Annotated in this window: 16 protein-coding genes; 5 read left to right on the top strand and 11 right to left on the bottom strand. The window is 65.3% G+C overall.

What is annotated here, in order from left to right:
- Positions 1–173: 173 nt before the first annotated feature.
- Entirely contained in the window at positions 174–1064 is an 891-nt protein-coding gene (locus XaplCFBP3123_RS05875) for a GGDEF domain-containing protein (protein WP_172453089.1), read from the bottom strand.
- Between the two features lie 203 nt (positions 1065–1267).
- Positions 1268–2029: a bifunctional demethylmenaquinone methyltransferase/2-methoxy-6-polyprenyl-1,4-benzoquinol methylase UbiE gene (gene ubiE / locus XaplCFBP3123_RS05880; protein ID WP_104533141.1), complete on the bottom strand. Its 762-nt coding sequence runs from the start codon at positions 2027–2029 to the stop codon at positions 1268–1270.
- A gap of 86 nt (positions 2030–2115) precedes the next feature.
- On the opposite strand from ubiE, the gene XaplCFBP3123_RS05885 reads away from it, so the two are divergent.
- From XaplCFBP3123_RS05885 to XaplCFBP3123_RS05900, 4 genes are read left to right on the top strand one after another with little or no spacing between them, the layout of a single operon-like run.
- Positions 2116–3765 carry an MFS transporter gene (locus tag XaplCFBP3123_RS05885; protein WP_104533142.1) on the top strand — a complete coding sequence of 550 codons (1650 nt, stop codon included), beginning with the start codon at positions 2116–2118 and terminating at the stop codon, positions 3763–3765.
- A complete protein-coding gene (locus tag XaplCFBP3123_RS05890; RefSeq protein WP_104533143.1) occupies positions 3762–4850 on the top strand; it encodes an HlyD family secretion protein in 1089 nt (362 codons plus the stop codon). Before XaplCFBP3123_RS05885 ends, XaplCFBP3123_RS05890 begins: the two co-directional genes overlap by 4 nt.
- Before the next feature lie 26 nt (positions 4851–4876).
- Positions 4877–5377 carry a GNAT family N-acetyltransferase gene (locus tag XaplCFBP3123_RS05895; protein ID WP_104533144.1) on the top strand — a complete coding sequence of 167 codons (501 nt, stop codon included), beginning with the start codon at positions 4877–4879 and terminating at the stop codon, positions 5375–5377.
- Entirely contained in the window at positions 5374–5829 is a 456-nt protein-coding gene (locus tag XaplCFBP3123_RS05900) for a nucleoside deaminase (RefSeq protein WP_006451321.1), read from the top strand. Before XaplCFBP3123_RS05895 ends, XaplCFBP3123_RS05900 begins: the two co-directional genes overlap by 4 nt.
- 931 nt (positions 5830–6760) lie before the next feature.
- On the opposite strand, the gene hslU is transcribed toward XaplCFBP3123_RS05900, so the two are convergent.
- The 9 genes from hslU to XaplCFBP3123_RS05945 form a co-directional block, all read right to left on the bottom strand.
- Positions 6761–8128, bottom strand: coding sequence for an ATP-dependent protease ATPase subunit HslU (gene hslU, locus XaplCFBP3123_RS05905; RefSeq protein ID WP_104533145.1), 1368 nt, complete (start codon positions 8126–8128; stop codon positions 6761–6763).
- A gap of 109 nt (positions 8129–8237) precedes the next feature.
- The gene (hslV, locus tag XaplCFBP3123_RS05910; RefSeq protein ID WP_005997221.1) at positions 8238–8789 is read right to left on the bottom strand and encodes an ATP-dependent protease subunit HslV; all 552 of its coding nucleotides are present in this window, start codon (positions 8787–8789) and stop codon (positions 8238–8240) included.
- 268 nt (positions 8790–9057) lie between these two features.
- Positions 9058–9615 carry a DUF1203 domain-containing protein gene (locus XaplCFBP3123_RS05915; RefSeq protein ID WP_253254137.1) on the bottom strand — a complete coding sequence of 186 codons (558 nt, stop codon included), beginning with the start codon at positions 9613–9615 and terminating at the stop codon, positions 9058–9060.
- 164 nt (positions 9616–9779) lie between these two features.
- Positions 9780–10667, bottom strand: a complete 888-nt coding sequence (xerC, locus tag XaplCFBP3123_RS05920) for a tyrosine recombinase XerC (RefSeq protein WP_104533146.1) — start codon at positions 10665–10667, stop codon at positions 9780–9782.
- A 78-nt stretch (positions 10668–10745) separates the two neighbouring features.
- Positions 10746–11417, bottom strand: a complete 672-nt coding sequence (locus XaplCFBP3123_RS05925; protein WP_172453090.1) for a DUF484 family protein — start codon at positions 11415–11417, stop codon at positions 10746–10748.
- Positions 11417–12268, bottom strand: a complete 852-nt coding sequence (gene dapF, locus XaplCFBP3123_RS05930) for a diaminopimelate epimerase (protein WP_104533148.1) — start codon at positions 12266–12268, stop codon at positions 11417–11419. Before dapF ends, XaplCFBP3123_RS05925 begins: the two co-directional genes overlap by 1 nt.
- Positions 12258–12512, bottom strand: coding sequence for an LPS translocon maturation chaperone LptM (lptM, locus tag XaplCFBP3123_RS05935; RefSeq protein WP_104533149.1), 255 nt, complete (start codon positions 12510–12512; stop codon positions 12258–12260). Before lptM ends, dapF begins: the two co-directional genes overlap by 11 nt.
- 39 nt (positions 12513–12551) lie before the next feature.
- The gene (locus tag XaplCFBP3123_RS05940) at positions 12552–12950 is read right to left on the bottom strand and encodes a YbaN family protein (protein ID WP_104533150.1); all 399 of its coding nucleotides are present in this window, start codon (positions 12948–12950) and stop codon (positions 12552–12554) included.
- 103 nt (positions 12951–13053) lie between these two features.
- Positions 13054–15195: a S9 family peptidase gene (locus XaplCFBP3123_RS05945; RefSeq protein ID WP_104533151.1), complete on the bottom strand. Its 2142-nt coding sequence runs from the start codon at positions 15193–15195 to the stop codon at positions 13054–13056.
- Positions 15196–15304: 109 nt separating this feature from the next.
- Between XaplCFBP3123_RS05945 and XaplCFBP3123_RS05950 the strand changes: the two genes are divergently transcribed.
- Positions 15305–16489: a pyridoxal phosphate-dependent aminotransferase gene (locus tag XaplCFBP3123_RS05950; protein WP_104533152.1), complete on the top strand. Its 1185-nt coding sequence runs from the start codon at positions 15305–15307 to the stop codon at positions 16487–16489.
- The last annotated feature ends 128 nt before the right edge of the window (positions 16490–16617 follow it).

Below are 16617 nucleotides of genomic sequence, written 5' to 3' on the forward strand. Positions count from 1 at the left end.
GTGCGGCGCCAGGCGGGCACCTGGCGGCCGGTCAAGCTTCGGCAGCGGAGGACCATGCCCATGTCGCTGCCTGGATCGGCGCGAACCGTCTGCAGCAGGCGTGGCGTGATGCATGTCGCCACTGCGCAGCGCGCAGCAGCCTGTGGCCCGGCCGCCAGGTATCTCCGGATCGCCTAGACCACCGGATGATTGCGCGGGCTGTCATGCCCGTCGCGCACCAGCCGCCGGCCGCCGGAGAACTTGGCGCGATACATCGCCGCATCGGCGCGGCGATACAGCTCGGTGGCATCCAGGCCCCGCTCGCACACCGCGCTGCCGACGCTCACATGCAGCGGCGCTTCGTCGGCATCCTCGCGTTCGAGCGTCGACAGCCATTGATTGAGCTTGCGCGTGGCGTCGTCTTCGCTGGCATGCACGCCGATCATGAATTCATCGCCGCCCCAGCGTCCGATCCAGTCCTGCGCACCCAGCCAGCCGTAGGCCGATTCCACCAGCCGCACCAGCACGCGATCGCCGGCCGGATGGCCGAAGCGATCGTTGATCGGCTTGAGGTTGTCCATGTCCAGCACGAAGAGCACGAACGGCCAGCCTTCGCGTTGCGCGGCGGTGACCGAATCGCGCATCGCCTGCTCGCATCCGCGCCGGTTCAAGGCCTCGGTCAGCGGGTCGAACAAGGCGTGCTTCTTGAGATCGCGCACGCCGGCATCGATGCCGCGCAGGCTGCGATTGATTCCGCGCAGCAACCGCCCCAGCTCGTCGTCGCCATGTTCGGGCAGGCTGGGCAGACGTTGGTCGGCGTAATACGCATCCAGTGCGTCGGCGGCGATGCGCAGCGGTGCGAGCAGGCGATACAGAGCCGACAAGGTCGCCGCGGTGCCTGCCAGCGTGGCCAGCAGCGCCACGATCACCACCGACCATAGTGGGCGCCCGCTCAACTCGCTTTGCGCTGCCAGCCAGGCGATCAACAACAGCAGCGGCAGGTGGATGCCGACAAAGGTCACCGCCAGCAGCTTGGCACTGAAGGAACGGGGAAACACGTGCGACAACCCTGCGTACAAGCGCATCCACGTCTCCGGCAAAAGAGCGCCCAGTGTCGCCGACCGTTGGTGGAGCCGGCGCGACGGGAGTCTCAAAAGTTTGTCGGCAAACGCACACGCGCAGACTGCGATCGTGCGGCAAGCGAACACGAGCATGGCCTGCTCGCGCGGTGTCCGGCGCGTGGTATTGGCCGGACTGGAGACTCAGATCACGCCGCGTCGGATCCGGGTCAGATCTTGTAGCCGGAGTGGATCGCCACGATGCCGCCGGTCAGGTTCTTGTAGTGGCAACGCGCGAACCCGGCCTCGCCCATCATGCCCTTGAGCGATTCCTGCGGCGGGTGCTTGCGGATGCTTTCTGCCAGATACTGGTAGCTATCGGCATCGCGTGCGAACAGCTGGCCCAGCCTGGGCAGGATCTTGAACGAGTGGAAGTCGTAGATCGGCTTGAACCAGTCGGTGGTGACTTCGGAAAATTCCAGCACCCGCGCCTGCCCGCCCACCTTCAATACGCGATACATCTCGCGCAGCGCGGCATCCTTGTCGGTGACGTTGCGCAGGCCAAAGGAAATGGTCACCAGATCGAAGCTCTGATCCGGGAACGGCAGCGCCTCGGCATTGCATTGCACGTAATCGAAGCCGGCCACCAGGCCGCGATTGGTCAGCCGGTCGCGGCCCACCGACAACATGCCTGCGTTGATGTCGCCCAGCACCACCGCGCCTTCGTTGCCGACGCGCTCTTTGAGCAGCACGGCGATGTCGCCGGTGCCACCGGCAAGGTCCAGCACACGGTCGCCCGGCTTCACCTGCGCGGTCGCCACGAAGTAGCGTTTCCATGCGCGGTGCACGCCCAGACTCATCAGATCGTTCATCAGGTCGTAGTTGCGCGCGACCGAGGTGAACACTTCGCCGACCAGCTTCTGCTTGTCCTTGGCAGCGACATCGCGGAAGCCGAAATGGGTGGTACCGGAGGTATAGGGGGATTCGCTCATGGGCGGATTATCGCACTGCTGACGCCGCCATGACCGCAACCGGACCACAATCACCGCCTTTCCTGCGACGGCCCTGCGAGCCTTACGTGCACGACAAGTACGTCCAGCGCGACTGGCAGCCCCACGAGAAGCCCACCCTGCCCGGGTCGGCCTCCACGCCCCTGCACTCCACCCGGCGCCGCATCCAGTACGGGCTGGTGGGCGTGGTGGTGGCGCTGACCGGCGGACTGAGCAATGCGCTGGTCACCGCCAACCTGACCTATCTGCAGGGCACGCTGGGCGCCTACGCCACCGAAATGGCGTGGCTGCCGGCCGCCTACGTAATGACCAACATGTCGGCCAACCTGCTGCTGGTGAAGTTTCGCCAGCAGTTCGGGCTGCGGCGCTTCACCGAGATCTTCCTGGCGCTGTATGCGGCCATCGCCTTGGCGCATCTGTTCGTGCACAGCCTGAGCTCGGCGATCACCGTGCGTGCTGCGCACGGATTGGTGGGCGCCGCGCTCAGCTCGCTGGGGCTGTATTACGTGATTCAAGCGTTTCCGGCCAGATACCGGCTCAAGGCGGTGGTGACCGGGCTGGGGGTGACCCAGCTGGCGCTGCCGTTGGCGCGAGTGGTCTCCACCGATTTGCTGGAATTTGCGCAGTGGCAGGGCCTGTACCTGTTCGAACTCGGCCTGGCGGTGTTCGCGCTGGCCTGCGTGCTGGCGCTCAAGCTGCCGCCGAGCGATCGCTATCGCGTGTTCGAGCCGCTGGATTTCCTCACTTTCGGCCTGTTCGCAGCCGGTTCGGCCGGTCTGGCGGCGGTGCTGTCGCTGGGGCGGCTGCTGTGGTGGACCAGCACGCCGTGGCTGGGCGTGGTGCTGGCGGCCTCCATCGTGCTGCTGTCCACGGCGGCGTGGATCGAGCACAACCGCCGCAACCCGATGATCAACACGCGCTGGCTGGCCAGCGGCGACATGCTGCGGCTGGGCCTGGCGATCCTGCTGATCCGGCTGGTGCTGTCCGAGCAGAGCACCGGCGCGATCGGCTTTTTCCAGACCCTGGGACTGGCCAACACGCAACTGCAGACCCTGTTCGCGCTGATGTTGCTGGGCGCGGTGGTCGGTGTGGCCGCCAGCGCGTGGCTGATCAATCCGGCGCGGGTGGCCGAGCACCTGATCATCGCGGTGGCGGCGATCTGCGTCGGCTGCTTCATGGATGCCCATGCCACCAGCCTCACCCGCCCGGAGCAGATGTACGTCAGCCAGTTCCTGCTCGCCTTTGGCAGCACCTTCTTCATCGGCCCGGCGATGGTGGCCGGGCTGGGCCGGGTCATCGCGCAGCCGGGCAATCTGATCAGCTTCATCGTGCTGTTCGGCATGGCGCAGAACATGGGCGGTCTGCTCGGCAGCGCGCTGCTCGGCACCGTGCAGGTGCTGCGCGAGAAATACCATTCCAGCCAGCTGGTCGAACATCTGGCATTGACCGACCCGCAAGTGGCCGCACGCGTGCAGGCCTATGCGGCTGTGTACGGCCGCAGCATCGGCGACCCGGCCCTGCGCCAGGCCCAGGGCGTACGCGCACTGGGCAGCGTGGCCACGCGCGAAGCCAATGTGCTCGCCTACAACGACGTGTTCCTGTTGATCGGCTGCATCGCCATCGCCACCGGGCTATGGATCCTGTCCGTGCTGGTGTGGCGGCGTTATCTGCGCCCACCCGCTTCGCCTCCCTCTCCTGCTTCCACAGCGCGCCCATGAATACACCTGCAGATTCAACGTCTCCTGCCGATCGGCAACGACGCAGACGTCGCCGCATCGGTGGCGTGATCGGCTTCGGCGGGCTGGCCCTGCTCGGCGTCGCATTGGTGCTGTACGCATGGCGGTTGCCGCCGTTCGTCAGCGCCCTCGAGCGCACCGAGAACGCGATGGTGCATGGCCAGATCACGGTGATCGCGCCGCAGGTCAGCGGCTATGTCACCGATGTGCCGGTGCAGGACTTCGCCCACGTCAAACACGGCCAGTTGCTGGCCAAAATCGACGACCGCATCTACGCCCAGCAGCTCGAGCAGGCCAGGGCGCAGCTGCAGACCGCGCAGGCCAACCTGTCCAACTGGGACCAGCAGCGGCATAGCGCCGCTGCCACCATCGCCGAACAACGCGCCGCACTGAGCAGCAACCAGGCCCAGCGCGACCGCACCCGCTCGGCGTATGCGCGTACGCAACAGCTGGCCGACCGGAAGCTGGTGTCCGAACAGGACCGCGACACCGCCTTCGCCGCGCGGGCGCAGGCCGATGCCGGCGTGGCTCAGGCGCGTGCCGCCGTGCAGGCCGCCGAAGAGAACGCGCGCAGCGTCACCGTCAATCGCGCCGCCCTGAAAGCGGCGGTGGCCAACGCGCAGGCGGCCGTGCAACTGGCGCAGATCAATCTGGACAACACGCGCATCCTGGCCCCGCGCGATGGCCAGCTTGGCCAGCTCGGGGTGCGCCAGGGCGCCTACGTCACCAATGGCACGCAGCTGATGTCGCTGGTGCCGGACACGCTATGGATCGTGGCCAATTTCAAGGAAACCCAGATGGCGAAGATCCGCATCGGGCAGCGCGCCAGTTTCACCGTGGATGCGCTGGACAATGCGCGTCTGCACGGGCGCGTGCAGGACATCTCCCCGGCAGCCGGCTCGGAATTCAGCGTGCTGCCGGCCGACAACGCCACCGGCAACTTCGTCAAGATCGCCCAGCGCATTCCACTGCGCATCAGCGTGGATCCCGACCAGGCGCTGGCACCGCGGCTGCGCCCGGGCATGTCGGTGGTGGTGGCGATCGACACCGACAGCGCGGTCGACTGAAGCGACACAGCCGCTATCATGCGGTGATGTCGTCCCGGTCCCCACCCTCGCTGAACTGGCAGTGCCTGCGCTTCGACCAACTGAGCACCACGCAGCTGTACGCGCTGCTGCGGCTGCGCTCGGATGTGTTCGTGGTGGAGCAGCAATGCGCGTATCCGGAGCTGGATGGCAAGGACAGCTTGCCAGGTGTGCTGCATCTGCTCGGCAGCACCCACGACGATGCATTGGCCGCCTATCTGCGCATCTTGCCGCACGGTGTGAGTTATCCAGAACCGAGCATCGGCCGGGTAGTGATTGCCGCCGCGCAGCGCGGCCACGGCTTCGCCCATGCGCTGCTACGCGAAGGCTTGCGCGTGGTGCAGCAACACTGGCCTACCAGCGCAGTGCAACTCGGCGCGCAGGCGCACCTGCAGGCGTTCTACGCAGCACACGGTTTTACGCCCTCGTCCACACCGTATCTGGAAGACGGCATTCCCCACATCGACATGCTGCGTCGCGCCGACGCCGCCACCCAGGAGCCTGCATGATCACCACCCCCGACTACCGCGCCCTGCTCGACACCGCCATTGCCGAAGCCCGCCAGGGGCTGGCCGAAGGCGGCATCCCGATCGGCGCGGCGCTGTATCACAACGACGGGCGCCTGCTCGGTTGTGGTCACAACCGCCGCGTGCAGGAAAACGATCCCTCCGTGCATGGCGAAACCGATGCCTTCCGCAAGGCCGGCCGGCAACGCCGCTACAAGGACACCATCATGGTCACCACGCTGGCGCCCTGCTGGTACTGCAGCGGACTGGTGCGCCAGTTCAATATCGGTACCGTGGTGGTCGGCGAGTCGGTCACCTTCCAGGGCGGTGTGTCGTGGCTACGCGAGCATGGCGTCAACGTCATCGACCTGCAGAGCCAGGAATGCATCGACCTGCTGGGCGGCTATATCTCGGCCAACCCCGACGTGTGGAACGAGGATATCGGCGAGGACTGAGCGGTTTGCCGGATTTAGGTTGGCTGTGCAGTGCAGGTGGTTGCCAAGGTGAAGGTCCATTGCAGGGCCGATGATCTGAGCCTTCGTTGCAGGGGTGCTGATCTGCGGCTTTGCTGCAGGGCCCTTGCCCGCCCACCATCGCAGGACACGCCGCAAGTACGTCCTTGTAGGCTCTAGCGCGGCATCCATGCCGCTCAAGGTCCCGCGACGGTAGGCGGGCAAGGACCGGTCGAGATGGTCGGTGTGCATGTCTTTAAAAAAAGTCAGCACACTGTCTGGTGCGGTGTCCTCGCCGATTGCGGGACCGTGTGGCGGCATGGATGCCGCCACCGAGCCCCCCAGGGACGGGTTCACGGCGTGTCCCGCAAGCGGTGTGGGCGCCGCGCTCTCGACGCTTCGAGTTTGCTGCAGGGCCCTTGCCCGCCCACCATCGCGGGACACGCTGCAAGTACGTCCTTGTAAGCTCTTACGCGGCATCCATGCCGCGTAAGGTCCCGCGACGGTGGGCGGGCAAGGACCAAGTCGAGATGGTCGGTATGCTTAATTAAGAGCAGTAAGGGCAGTAAGGGCAGTGCGTGATGCTCGTTGTTTGATCCTGATGCGCCGGCGCAACATCCGGCGTAAGTCGAGCGATAAGCAGCTTTTTGCGTGACCACCGAACAACTCTTTGGCGCGGTGCCCTCGCCGATTGCGGGACCCTTGGCGGCATGGATGTCGCCAAGGAGCCTCCACGGAAGGATTCACGGCGTGTCCCGCGAGCGGTGAGGGCGCCGCGCCCTCGACCGACTCGGCTTTTGACTGCATCTGACGGGATGCGGCTGACAAAAACCACCGCGCTCACTCCCGTTTCGTTATCCCTCACTGATGCGCTCGCAATGCACTCGGTGTATCTGCGCATTGCATTCGACATCGGCAAGCAGGTGCAATGCGCTCAGAGAATGTAGCGGCTCAGGTCCGGGTCCTGCACCAGCTCGCCGAGCTGCGCATCGACATAGGCCGCATCGACGGTGACGCTCTGCCCGTCGCGATCCGGTGCCTCGTAGCTCAGCACATCGAGCAGACGCTCCAGCACCGTGTGCAGGCGGCGCGCGCCGATGTTTTCCTGCCGCTCGTTGACCTGCGCGGCGATCTCGGCCAGGCGCTCCACCGCATCGGCGCCGAAGGTCAGGCTCACGCCCTCGGTCTGCAGCAGGGCTTCGTACTGCTTGATCAGCGCCGCCTTGGGCTCGGTGAGGATGCGCACGAAATCGGACTTGGTCAGCGCGGTCAATTCGACGCGGATCGGGAAACGGCCCTGCAATTCGGGAATCAGATCGCTGGGCTTGGCCAGATGGAATGCGCCCGACGCGATGAACAGGATATGGTCGGTCTTGACCGTGCCGTACTTGGTCGACACGTTGGAGCCTTCCACCAGCGGCAGCAGATCGCGCTGCACGCCTTCGCGACTGACATCGCCGCCATTGGAGCCGGCTTCACCCCGCTTGGCGACCTTGTCGATCTCATCGATGAACACGATGCCGTGCTGCTCGCAGGCCTCGATCGCCGCCGTGCGCACATCGTCTTCGTTGACCAGCTTGCCGGCTTCTTCTTCGATCAGCAGCGGGCGCGCGGCCTTGATGGTGAGCTTGCGCTTCTGCGACTTGCCGCTGCCTAGATTGGAGAACATCTGCCGCAGCTGCTGGCCCATTTCTTCCATGCCCGGCGGGGTCATGATGTCCATGCTGGCGTTGACCGCCACTTCCAGCTCGATCTCGCGCTCGTCCAGCTCGCCGTTGCGCAACATGCGGCGGAACTTGATGCGGGTGTCATTGTCCTGCGACGAGGGCTCGTTGCGCGCCGCCTCCGGATCGAAGCCGATGCCGGCCGCACGGCGCGGCAACAGCGCATCCAGGATGCGATCTTCGGCACGCTCCTCGGCCTGGTTGCGCACGCGCACCTTGGCCTGTTCACGATACAGCTTGACCGAGGTGTCGGCCAGATCGCGAATGATCTGCTCCACATCCTTGCCGACATAGCCGACTTCGGTAAAGCGCGTGGCTTCGACCTTGACGAACGGCGCATTGGCCAACGTGGCCAGACGCCGCGCGATCTCGGTCTTGCCGACGCCGGTCGGACCGATCATCAGGATGTTCTTGGGCATCACTTCGTTGCGCAGCTCTTCGGGCAGCTGCATGCGGCGCCAGCGATTGCGCAGCGCGATGGCAACCGCACGCTTGGCGTCGTGCTGGCCGACGATATGACGGTCGAGCTCCTGCACGATTTCGCGCGGAGTCATGGTGGCGGTATCGATGTTGGGCATTGGGGAATCGAGAATGGGGAAAGGGGAATCGCAAGCGCGAAATCAAGAGCCTATGTCGTCGGAGTGGAACCAAAACCGCTGTTGCGATTCCCGATTCCCCACTCCCGATTCACAGCTCTTCGACCACCACATTGCGATTGGTATAAATGCAGATATCGCCGGCGATGTTGATCGCTTCGGTGGCGATGGTCTTGGCATCGAGCTCGGTGTGCGCCAGCAGCGCGCGGGCGGCCGACAAGGCGTACGAGCCGCCCGAACCGATGGCGATGATGCCGTCTTCCGGTTCGATCACATCGCCGGTACCGCTGATGATCAGCGAGGTCTCCTTGTCGGCGACCGCAAGCAGGGCTTCGAGCTTGCCCAGGCGGCGCTCGGTGCGCCAATCCTTGGCCAGCTCCACGGCGGCACGGGTCAGTTGCCCATGCTTGTCCAGCTTGGCTTCGAACAGCTCGAACAAGGTGAACGCATCGGCGGCGGCGCCGGCGAAACCGGCCAGCACCTGCCCCTCGCGGCCGAGCCGGCGCACCTTGCGCGCATTGCCCTTCATGACGGTGTGGCCGAGGGTGACCTGGCCATCGCCGGCAACGGCGACATGCCCACCACGCCGAACCGAAATGATGGTGGTGGCGTGAACGATGTTGGGGTTCTGGCTGGGGTCCATGGGTCCTCCGGGGGTTTCCAAAGAGGTGGGGACGCCCCTGCCGGGTTCAAGCATGCTGCGACCATGCGCCGCATCGAAGGGGGGCGAGCGCGCCCACGCACGCCGCAGCGTGCGCACGTCACCGCCGCCGGCACGCTTGCGGCGGATCGGCACTCGCAAGCTTGCTTCAAGCAGTTGTGCTGCGGGTTCCTGCACGGCATTGGGCGTGCCATTGGCTGATCCATCGCCCTCCCCCCCTCAAGCCACACGTCTGTCCTACAGGAAGATGTCAATCACGCTCAGTCCCCGCAACGCGATCCGCGCGACACGCGTAACAGCCCTGACGTGCGTGATGCAAATGCACATAGGCGATCTGCGCCTCGTCCAGACACGCGTGCAGCCACGCTGCGACGTGTTCGCCTGCACACACCTCGGCGGTCACCAGATGATGGCGATGATCGTAAGCCCGTAGCGAGATCAGCCGCGATCGGATCGCAGCCGGCACTGCATCTGGTTCCAGCTGCGCAAGCACCGCTGTGGCACGCACAAAGATCGGCCCGCTCGCGCGGTAAGGCGAATCGGCAGCTTGATGTAGATACGGCAGCAGCAGCAACTGCTCACCTGCGCGCGCATCCTGCAGGCTGACACGACACGGAAATCCGTGATCGGCATCGGCGATCACGCGCACTGCTTGGTGATTGGTCAACGCAACGTCATCGAGTCCGTGCAGATGGGCGAACAATGCCGGATCGAGCCCTGTCAAACGAAACGAGGTCATGGCGATCTTCCAGAGGTGGAAGCACAGCGTGACGCGCGCATGCCGGCCCTGCTCGCCGTCTTCGGACATGGCAGCGCCCGAGTGCGCTCAAGCCCCTCTCCGGGGGGAGAGTGTCTTGAGCGTGCGGTGGTCGGTCAGCGAGGTGCATCAACTGCCTGTGGCTGTACATCACGCAATCGGCAAATCCTTACGCTGCGCACCAGTCAATCGCAGCATCGGGCACTGCGTGCCACTTACCCGGCAGCTTTCTTGCGCTTGGCCCGTGGGTGCGCGGCGTCGTAGACCTTGGCCAGATGCTGGAAATCCAGATGCGTGTAGATCTGCGTGGTGGCGATGTCGGAATGGCCAAGCAACTCCTGCACGCCGCGCAGATCGCCGGAGGATTCGAGGATGTGGCTGGCAAAACTGTGCCGCAGCATATGCGGATGCACGTCCTTGAACATGCCCTGGCGTACCGCCAGTTGCTTGATGCGGATCTGCACTGCGCGTTGCGAAATGGCTCCGCCGGCGCGGCCGGGGAATACATGCGTGTCGGCACGCCCGCCGCTGTCGCGCAGCCATTGACGCAACGCGCCGATCGCATGCGACCCCACCGGCACCAGGCGCTGCTTGCCGCCCTTGCCGAGCACCATCACCAACCCGCTGTCCAGATCCAGATCGCGCCAGCGCAGCGCGCAGAGCTCGCTCAAGCGCAGCCCGGACGAATAGAACAACTCCAGCAAGGCGCGATCGCGCAGGCCCAGTGGCGCATCGGTCGGCACTTCGACCAGACGCACCGCCTCATCGGCATCCAGTACCTGCGGCAATTTACGTGGCGCCTTGGGCGCACGCAGCGCCGCGGCAGGGCTTGCGGCGATGCGGCCATGCTTGAGCAACCAGGCGTAGTAACTGCGGCATGCCGACAGGCGACGCTGCAGGCTCTTGGGCGACAACCCGCGCCGGTGCTCGGCCGCGACGAATTGCCGCAACTGTGCGCTCTCCAGCTGCGCAACATCGTCGATGGCCTGTTCGCCGGCCCAACCCACCAACGCGGCAAGATCGCGCCGATAGGCATCCAGCGTATGCGCAGACACCTGCCGCTCGACCTGCAGATACGCCAGGAAATCGTCGACCGACGCCACTTCAGGCTCCTCGCTGCCGCACCATCTGCGCGGCCATCCAGCGCAGGCTGCACGCATCGGCGCACCCCGCGTTGCGCATCATGTGTCGAAGCGCTGCAATGCCACGCTCAAGGACTCGCCCATCATGCGCAGGAACAAGGTACCCATGCCGGGATAGAAGCGATTGGCGTCGCTGCTGCCGACCGCAATCAGGCCGATGCCGGGCAACGGCAGCAGCGCGGTGGATTGCACATCGGCGGCCTGGCCGGCATACAGCAGCGCGTGCTTTTCTGCCTGCAGGCGGCCGCAGATCGGCTCGCCGTCGCCCAGGCAATCGCGGAACGGGGCAAGCCGCGCGTCATCGGCGGCAATGACCTGCAGCCAGTCGGCGTCCAGACCGGCGACCGGCTTGAGCAACACCAACCGCACCAGTTCGCCGTTGAAATCTTCCGCCAGCGAGGCGGCCATCGCCTTGAGCGTGTCGGCCGCGCTGGTCTGGCGCATCAGCGCCAGGGTCAGTTGATGCGTGCGCACGGCCAGGCGCTCGTTGTCCTGCGCATTGTGGCCAAGCTCGTGCAGGCGCCGCGACAGTTCGCGATTCTTGTCGCGCAGCACTTCCAGCTGATAGGTGGCCAGCGACGCGGTCGGGCCGTCGTCGCGCGGCACCAGCAAACTCACCGCCAGGTCCGGGAACTGTTTGAGGAAGGTCGGGTGGCGCCGCAACCAGGTTGCCACTTCGTGCGCGCTGAATGTATCCGTGTTCTCGCTCATCAGTTCCACTCTCCATCGAAGACGAACACGGCCGGACCGGACATCACCACGTGCTGTTGATCGCCGGCCCAGCGGATGCGCAGTTCGCCGCCGGGCAAGGACACCTGCACGTCGCGTTCGACACGGCCGCGCTGCATCAGCACCACCGCCGCCGCACACGCGCCGCTGCCGCAGGCCAGGGTTTCGCCGACGCCGCGCTCGAACACGCGCAGGCGCACGTGCGTCGGGTCGACAACCTGCACAAAACCGACATTGACCGAATCGGGGAACGCGGCGTTCTGCTGCAACAAGGCGCCGACGCGCTCCACCGGCGCCGCATCCACGCGCCCCACTTCCAATACCGCATGCGGGTTGCCCATCGACACCGCGCCAAAGCGCACGGTTTCGCCATGCACCGGCAGCGCGTATTCCTCGCGCGCGCGCGCAAAGCCGGCCAGCGGGATCTGTGTGGGCTCGAATTGCGGCACGCCCATCGCCACCGCATAAGTGCCGGCGTCCAGACGTTGCACGCGGTGGGAAGTGAACGGGCTATCGATGACGAAATCATCGCCCTGCGCGGTGCCGTCGCGCACCAGCCAGGCCGCCACACAGCGCGCGCCGTTGCCGCATTGGCGCGCGGCCGTGCCGTCGGAATTCCAGATGCCGTACGCGGCCACCGCCTCGCCGCTACGTGGGGCTTCGATGGTCAGGATCTGGTCGCAGCCCACCCCGAAATGGCGATCGGCCAGACGTGCGGCCAGCGCGGCGTCCGGCGGCGGCGTGCCGTCGCGCAGGTCCAGCACCACGAAATCGTTGCCGGCGCCATGCATTTTGGTGAAACGCAGACGCTCGCTGCGACCGTCAGCGCTCATTGCCGCTGCTAGCGGGCTGGTCGGTGGTGGGCGCGGGCTGCGTGTCGGTGTCCACCGGCGCAGGCGCGGGCGAGGACTCATCCAGCGGTTGCGGCGCGTCCGGCGGCTGCAGCACGGGCTGGGCTTCCACCGGCACCGGCTTCTGCGGCATCACCAGCGGGCCCTTGTTGCCGCAGGCGGCAAGCAGGACAAAGGTCGCACCAACCAGTGCGAGGCGAACGGATGGTCGGGACAGAAGGCTCATGCGCCGAAGTATAGCCAGAACACCCTGACTGCCGTGCGCTCAGCGCGGCGCAGGGATCGCGCGCGGTGGCGGCTCGGGGCGCAGCCACAGCCAGATCGCCACCACCGCCATGCTGCCGATCGACAGGCACTTGACCCAGAACACCGGCACGCACCACAGCATGATGCCGGCGCAGACGGTCATGGTGAGCGTGGCCATCCACTTGGCCTTGCGACTGACCGCGCGATAGGTCTGCCACTCGACGATTGCCGGGCCGAAACGCGGGTGCGAGAGCAGCCAGTTGTGCAGCCGCTCGGAGCCGTGCGAGGCGGCCCAGGCGGAAATGAGGATGAACACGGTCGTCGGCAGGCCGGGCACGAAGATACCGACGATGCCGGTCGCCAGGCTGGCGTAGGCCAGCAACCACCAGGCCCAGCGGAATCGAGTCGGTCGCGTCATGGGTAAATGATACGGCCAGTGGGCGGTGAGGTGGTCCGGGAGTTGGCGTTGGCCCCAGCCACCTGCCCTTACCAATCCCCAATCCCGAATCCCCGCCCCTCAGCTACTTGACCCCAAGCTGATCCAGCACAAACGCATACGACTCGGCGAGTTCGCGGTAGCGGCGGAAACGGCCGGACTTGCCGCCGTGGCCGGCTTCCATATTGGTGCGGAAGACGACCGGCTGGGTGCCGGTGTTGTCGTCGCGCAATTTGGCGACCCACTTGGCGGGCTCCCAGTACTGCACCTGCGAATCCCACAGGCCGGTACCGACGAACAGTGCCGGATAGGCTTGCCTGGTCACGTTGTCGTACGGGGAGTAGGACAGCATGTAGTCGTAATAAGCCTTCTTTTCCGGGTTGCCCCACTCGTCGTATTCGTTGGTGGTCAGCGGGATGCTGGCATCGAGCATGGTGGTGACCACGTCGACGAACGGTACCTGCGCAACCATCACGCGGTAGTCCTGCGGGGCCATGTTGGCCACCGCGCCCATCAGCAATCCACCGGCGCTGCCACCGGAGGCGGCGACACGATCCTTGGCGGCATAGCCCTGCGCCACCAAGCCGCGGGTGACGTCGATGAAGTCGGTGAAGGTGTTCTTCTTGTGCAGCAGCTTGCCGTCGTCGTACCACTGGCGGCCCATTTCCTGGCCGCCGCGGATGTGCGCGATGGCATACACCACGCCACGGTCCAGCAGGCTGATCGCCGGCAGATTGAAGGCCGGGTCCATCGACATGCCGTAGCTGCCGTAGGCGTACTGGAACAACGCCGCAGTGCCGTCCTTCTTGAAGCCCTGCTTGTACACCAGCGACACCGGCACCTTGACGCCGTCGCGCGCGGTCACCCAGACGCGCTCGGTCACGTACTTGCCGGCATCGTAGCCAATCACCGGCTGCTGCTTGAGCAGCTTGCGCTCGCCGGTCTGCGTATTGAGCTCATAGGTGGTGGCCGGCGTGGTCAGCGAGGTGTAGCTGTAGCGCAACCATGCGGTGTCCGGCTCGGAATTGACCGCCAGTCCCATCGAATACGCAGGCTCGTCGACCTTGACGTATTGCGGCTCCCCCGCAAGAGCCCCCACATCCATGTGCGGACTGTTGAATTGAAGGCGCACGCGCTCCAGCCCGCCGGAGCGCTCTTCGATGGCGGTGAAGCCATCGAACAGCTCGAAGTTTTCGATATAGACCTTGTCATCGTGCGCCACCCAATCGGTCCACTGCTTGCGCGTGGTCGCATCGGTGGGTGCGGTCACCAGCTTGAAATTCTTGGCGCCATCGGCATTGGTGCGGATCACCCAACGGCCATCGAAATGCTCGGGGTGATATTCGACATTGCGTTCGCGCTTGGCCAGCAAGGTGAAACGCTCGGGATTGTCGGCCGGCGCGTAGCGCGATTCGGACGATACCGTGCTTTCCACGCCGATCACGATGTACTTGTCGTCGCGGGTACGGCCGATGCCCATGTAGAAGCTGTCGTCCTTCTCCTCATAGACCAGCACGTCGTCCTTGGAGGGCGTGCCCAGCACGTGCTTTTTCACGCGCACGGTGAGCAGCGTTTCCGGATCGTTTTCGACATAGAACAGGGTCTTGTTGTCGTCGGCCCAGACCACGTTGGCCGACACGCCTTCTACCGTATCGGGGTAGATCTCGCCGGTGTCCAGATTCTTGAAACGGATCGTGTACTGGCGACGGCCCACCGCATCGTCGGCCCAGGCCAGGATGCGATTGTCCTGGCTGACTTCCGCATCGCCGACGCTGAAGTAGCCCTTGCCCTGCGCCATCTGGTTGACGTCGAGCAGGATCTGCTCCGGCGCCTCCATGCTGCCCTTGCGGCGCGCCTGGATCGGGTAGTCCTTGCCGGCCTCGAAGCGCGTGTAATACCAGTAGCCCCGCTCGCGATACGGCACGCTGGCATCGTCCTGCTTGATGCGCCCGACGATCTCGGTATACAGCGTGTCTTCCAGTGGCTTGAGCGGCGCCATCAGCGTGTCGGTGTAGGCGTTCTCGGCGTTGAGATAGGCCAGCATCGCCTTGTCCTCGCGCTTGTCGTCGCGCAGCCAGTAATAGTCGTCGTTGCGGGTGGCGCCGAACGGGGCCTTGACCACATGCGGACGCTTGGCCACGTCCGGCGGCGACGGGAGAGCTGCGAAGGCGGAAGGAACGGATGTGGTCATCAGGCTGGCGATCAAAAGAGTGAGGACAGGTTTCATCAGATTGGGGTCCGTTGGATGAACGCAATGCCATCCCAGCGCCCGAGTGTGGAAGAGGCCGGCCGGGAGCGTCATGTGCCCGAGGTCATGCTGCTCTATCCTCTTCGTCATGGACTCCATACATTTGCACGTTCCACGCTACAGCCGCCGCAGCCAGGACATCGCCCCGTTTCATGTGATGGCGCTATTGGCGCGCGCCAATGCGCTGGAGCAGGCCGGCCACGATGTGATCCACCTGGAGATCGGCGAACCGGATTTCACCACCGCCGCTCCGATCGTCGCGGCCGGACAGGCCGCACTGGCGGCGGGACACACCCGCTACACCGCGGCCCGTGGCCTGCCCGCGCTGCGTGCCGCCATTGCAGGTTTTTATGCGCAGCGTTACGGCTGCGCCATCGATCCGGAACGGATCCTGGTCACGCCGGGCGGCTCCGGTGCATTGCTGCTGGCCAGCAGCCTGCTGGTCGACCCGGACAAACACTGGCTGCTCGCCGACCCCGGCTATCCGTGCAACCGGCATTTCCTGCGCCTGGTCGAAGGCACCGCGCAACTGGTGCCGGTCGGCGCAGGCACCGATTACCAACTGACGCCAGGCCTGGTCGAGGCCTGCTGGAACGCCGACAGCGTCGGCGCACTGGTCGCCTCGCCGGCAAATCCCACCGGCAGCGTGCTGTCGGGCGCGCAACTGGCCGGTTTGTCGCAGACGCTGCATGCGCGCGGCGGTCATCTGGTGGTGGACGAGATCTACCACGGCCTGACCTATGGCATGGACGCGCACAGCGTGCTGGAAGTGGATGACAGCGCGTTCGTGCTGAACAGTTTTTCCAAATATTTCGGCATGACCGGCTGGCGCCTGGGCTGGCTGATCGCCCCGCCCGCGGCGGTACCCGAGCTGGAAAAACTCGCGCAGAATCTTTACATCAGCGCCTCCACGATCGCCCAGCACGCCGCGCTGGCCTGCTTCACGCCCGACAGCATCGCCATCTTCGAGTCCCGCCGTGCCGAGTTCCAGCGACGCCGCGACTATCTGCTGCCGGCGCTACGCCAGCTCGGCTTCAACATCGCCGTCGAACCGCAGGGCGCGTTCTACCTCTACGCCGACATCAGCGCATTCTCGGACGATGCCCAGGCCTTCTGCGCGCATTTCCTGGAGACCGAACATGTCGCCTTCACCCCCGGCATCGACTTCGGCCACCACCGCGCCAACCAGCACGTGCGTATCGCCTATACGCAAAGCCTGCCGCGGCTTGAACAGGCGGTGGAGCGGATTGCGCGCGGGTTGAGACATTTTTGAGCAGACGCCCGGCAGCTCGCACAGTTCATATCTTCGAGCTGCATTTAGCCGTAGGTTCACTGCATCCACATAAGCAGCCGTGATGGCTGTTTGCTGCTACCTTTGCGCTGCTGTTTGTAGGCTTGCTT

This window comes from Xanthomonas arboricola pv. populi (assembly GCF_002939945.1).
Taxonomy (GTDB): domain Bacteria; phylum Pseudomonadota; class Gammaproteobacteria; order Xanthomonadales; family Xanthomonadaceae; genus Xanthomonas; species Xanthomonas arboricola_A.

Coding starts and splice junctions, on each gene's coding strand:
- XaplCFBP3123_RS05875 (WP_172453089.1), bottom strand. CDS start 1,064: ATGCGCTTGTACGCAGGGTTGTCGCACGTGTTTCCCCGTTCCTTCAGT.
- ubiE (WP_104533141.1), bottom strand. CDS start 2,029: ATGAGCGAATCCCCCTATACCTCCGGTACCACCCATTTCGGCTTCCGC.
- XaplCFBP3123_RS05890 (WP_104533143.1), top strand. CDS start 3,762: ATGAATACACCTGCAGATTCAACGTCTCCTGCCGATCGGCAACGACGC.
- XaplCFBP3123_RS05895 (WP_104533144.1), top strand. CDS start 4,877: ATGTCGTCCCGGTCCCCACCCTCGCTGAACTGGCAGTGCCTGCGCTTC.
- XaplCFBP3123_RS05900 (WP_006451321.1), top strand. CDS start 5,374: ATGATCACCACCCCCGACTACCGCGCCCTGCTCGACACCGCCATTGCC.
- hslU (WP_104533145.1), bottom strand. CDS start 8,128: ATGCCCAACATCGATACCGCCACCATGACTCCGCGCGAAATCGTGCAG.
- hslV (WP_005997221.1), bottom strand. CDS start 8,789: ATGGACCCCAGCCAGAACCCCAACATCGTTCACGCCACCACCATCATT.
- XaplCFBP3123_RS05915 (WP_253254137.1), bottom strand. CDS start 9,615: ATGTCCGAAGACGGCGAGCAGGGCCGGCATGCGCGCGTCACGCTGTGC.
- XaplCFBP3123_RS05925 (WP_172453090.1), bottom strand. CDS start 11,417: ATGAGCGAGAACACGGATACATTCAGCGCGCACGAAGTGGCAACCTGG.
- dapF (WP_104533148.1), bottom strand. CDS start 12,268: ATGAGCGCTGACGGTCGCAGCGAGCGTCTGCGTTTCACCAAAATGCAT.
- lptM (WP_104533149.1), bottom strand. CDS start 12,512: ATGAGCCTTCTGTCCCGACCATCCGTTCGCCTCGCACTGGTTGGTGCG.
- XaplCFBP3123_RS05940 (WP_104533150.1), bottom strand. CDS start 12,950: ATGACGCGACCGACTCGATTCCGCTGGGCCTGGTGGTTGCTGGCCTAC.
- XaplCFBP3123_RS05945 (WP_104533151.1), bottom strand. CDS start 15,195: ATGAAACCTGTCCTCACTCTTTTGATCGCCAGCCTGATGACCACATCC.
- XaplCFBP3123_RS05950 (WP_104533152.1), top strand. CDS start 15,305: ATGGACTCCATACATTTGCACGTTCCACGCTACAGCCGCCGCAGCCAG.